Consider the following 2,784-nt stretch of genomic DNA (forward strand, 5'->3'; position numbering starts at 1 on the left):
CCTCGGCGCGCTGCTGCGCCGCGGCCCCCTCGCCCGCGCGGCGGCCACGGCATGGCTGCTGCTGACCGCCGAGTTCACCGCCCGGCGCTGGCTCGACGGGCCGCGGAATGTGGTTGAGGCGGCGCGCCTTTCGGTGACGAGCGCGCTCATCCCGCCGGTCGCGGTCGCGCACCGGCTGGCCGGCGAGTGGGCCTTCCGCCGCGCGCGTCGCGAACCCCCGCTCGCGGTGCTCCTCGACCGCGACGACACCCTGATCGTCGACCGGCCCTACCTCAACGACCCCGCCGGCGTGCGGCCCACCAACGGCGCCGGCCGGGCGCTGGACCGGCTGCGCCGGCGCGGCCTGCTGCTGGCCGTGGTGACCAACCAGTCCGGCGTGGCGCGCGGGCTGATCAGTCCCGACCAGCTCGCCGCCGTCAACGCCCGGGTGGAGGAGGTGCTCGGCCCGTTCGACGCGTGGCAGGTGTGCGTCCACGGCGCGGCCGACGGCTGCGATTGCCGCAAACCACGGCCGGGTCTGGTGCTGGCGGCCGCCCGGGAGCTGGGGGTCCCGCCGCGGCGCTGCGTGATGATCGGCGACATCGGGGCCGACGTGCGGGCCGCGCTGGCCGCCGGCGCCGGGGCGGTGCTGGTGCCCACCCGCCGCACCCTGCCGCCCGAGGTCGACCACGCGCGGGCGCACGCCCGGGTGGCGGCGACGCTGGACGACGCCGTGTCCCTGGTCCTGCGGGAGTGCCGGTGAGTAGCGCGCGCAACACCGCGGTGGTGGCGCGCCTGGACAGCGCCGGCGACGTGCTGATCACCGGGCCGGCGGTGCGGGCGGTGGCGGCCGGCCACGACCGCGTCACCATGCTGGTGGGCCCGCGCGGGCGGGCCGCCGCGGAACTGTTGGTCGGGGTCGACGAGATCGTCGAATGGCGAGCCCCCTGGGTGGATTTCGAGGCGCCGGAGCTGACGGCCTCGCACGCCGAGGCGCTGATCAAGCAGCTGCGCGACATCGGGCCCGCCAGGATGTACATCTTCACGTCGTTTCATCAGTCCCCGTTGCCGCTGGCGCTGCTGGCCCGGATGGCCGGCGTGCCGTGGGTGGGCGCGATCTGCGTCGATTACCCCGGCACCCTGCTCGACCTGCGCCACCACGTGCGCGACGGGATCCCGGAACCGGAGCGGGCGCTGTCGCTGGCCGAGGCGGCCGGCTGCCGCCTGCCGGCCGGGGACGACGGCGCGCTGCGGATCCGCGCCGTCCCGCCGTTGCCCGCCCGGCTGGCCGACCGCGTGGGGTCCCGACCGTACGTCGTCTTCCATCCCGGCGCCGCGGTCCCCGCGCGACGGCCCAGCCGGGACCGCTGCGCGGCGATGGTGGCGGCGCTGACCGGCGCCGGATACCGGGTGGTGGTCACGGGCGGACCCGACGAGTCGGAACTGACCGCGGCGGTGGCCGCGGGTCCGGCGGTCGACCTCGGCGGCCGGACCAGCTTCGCCGAACTGGCCGCGGTGTTTTCGGCCGCGCGCGTCGTCGTCGTGCCCAACACCGGGCCGGCGCACCTGGCCGCCGCCGTGGGGACGCCGGTGGTGTCGTTGTTCGCCCCCGTCGTGCCGGTCGCGCAGTGGCGTCCGTACTCGCCGCGGGTGCGGGTGCTCGGCGACCAGTCCGCGCCGTGCCGGGCCAGCCGGGCCCGGGTCTGCCCGGTGGCGGGCCACCCGTGTCTGGACGGGATCACCGACGCCGAACTGCTCGACGCGGTGCAGGAAGGGGGAGAGCCATGATCGAGGCGCACTTCGACGCGCTGCAAGATGCCGTGCGGCGCAGCGAAACCGAGGCGACCCGGCTGCGCGGGTGGGGCCGGCAGTTGGCCGCAGTGCTGACCGGCGGCGGTCGCCTGCTGGCGTGCGGCAACGGCGGCAGCGCCGCCGAGGCGCAACACCTCACCGCCGAAATCGTCGGCCGGTTCCAGCAGGAGCGAATCCCGTTGTCGGCGATCGCGTTACACGCCGACACGTCCGCGCTGACGGCCATCGCCAACGACTACGGCAACGACGAGATGTTCGCGCGCGGCGTCCGGGCGCACGGCCGGCCCGGCGACGTGCTGGTCGCCTTGTCGACCAGCGGGACCAGCCGGAACGTGGTGACGGCGGTGAAAGCGGCGCGCGACGTGGGCATGGTGACCTGGGCGCTCACCGGCCGGGGTCCCAATGAGCTGGCCGCCATGTGCGACGACGCGATCTGCGTGGACGCCGCGGGCACCGCGACCGTGCAGGAGATCCATTTGATGCTGCTGCACGGGCTGTGCATGGCGCTCGACGAAGTTGTACTGGCGGAAGCGTCGTGACCGCCAAACCGCTCGTCATTGTCGGTGATTCGATCCTCGACGTCGACATCGTGGGCACCGCGTCGCGGCTGAGCCCGGAGGCGCCGGTGCCGGTGGTCGACGCCGAACGCCAGGTACAACGGCCGGGCGGGGCCGGCCTGGCGGCCCTGCTCGCCGCCCGGACCCAGACGCAGGTGGTGCTGATCACCGGCATCGCCGCCGACGAAGCGGGCCGGCGGTTGCACGACCTGCTGGGCGCCGCGGGGGTCAGCGTGCTGCCCCTGCCGATGAGCGGTACCACCGTGACCAAGACCAGGATCCGGGCCCGCGGCCAGTCGATGCTGCGCGTCGACCGGGGCGACGCCGCCCCCGTCGACGGCGCGCTTCCGGCGGAGGCGGCGCGGGCCCTGTCGGACGCCCGGGCCATCTGCGTGGCCGACTACGGCGCCGGCGTCACCGCGCTGCCGGCCATCCG

4 protein-coding genes are annotated in these 2,784 nt (G+C 75.7%); all 4 read left to right on the forward strand.

The genetic code is table 11. The annotated features are described in order from the left end of the window. Nucleotides 1–742, forward strand: a 742-nt coding sequence (locus HMPREF0591_RS29190) for an HAD-IIIA family hydrolase (RefSeq protein ID WP_007172465.1), incomplete at its 5' end; no start/stop codon positions are given. Further along, a complete protein-coding gene (locus HMPREF0591_RS29195) occupies nt 733–1,767 on the forward strand; it encodes a glycosyltransferase family 9 protein (protein ID WP_007172466.1) in 1,035 nt (344 codons plus the stop codon). The genes HMPREF0591_RS29190 and HMPREF0591_RS29195, both read left to right, overlap by 10 nt. Continuing rightward, a complete protein-coding gene (locus HMPREF0591_RS29200; RefSeq protein ID WP_007172467.1) occupies nt 1,764–2,330 on the forward strand; it encodes a D-sedoheptulose-7-phosphate isomerase in 567 nt (188 codons plus the stop codon). Before HMPREF0591_RS29195 ends, HMPREF0591_RS29200 begins: the two co-directional genes overlap by 4 nt. Further along, nucleotides 2,327–2,784: PfkB family carbohydrate kinase (locus HMPREF0591_RS29205; protein ID WP_007172468.1), on the forward strand; the 458-nt coding region annotated here is incomplete at its 3' end. The genes HMPREF0591_RS29200 and HMPREF0591_RS29205, both read left to right, overlap by 4 nt.

This window comes from Mycobacterium parascrofulaceum ATCC BAA-614, from assembly GCF_000164135.1.
GTDB classification, from domain to species: domain Bacteria; phylum Actinomycetota; class Actinomycetes; order Mycobacteriales; family Mycobacteriaceae; genus Mycobacterium; species Mycobacterium parascrofulaceum.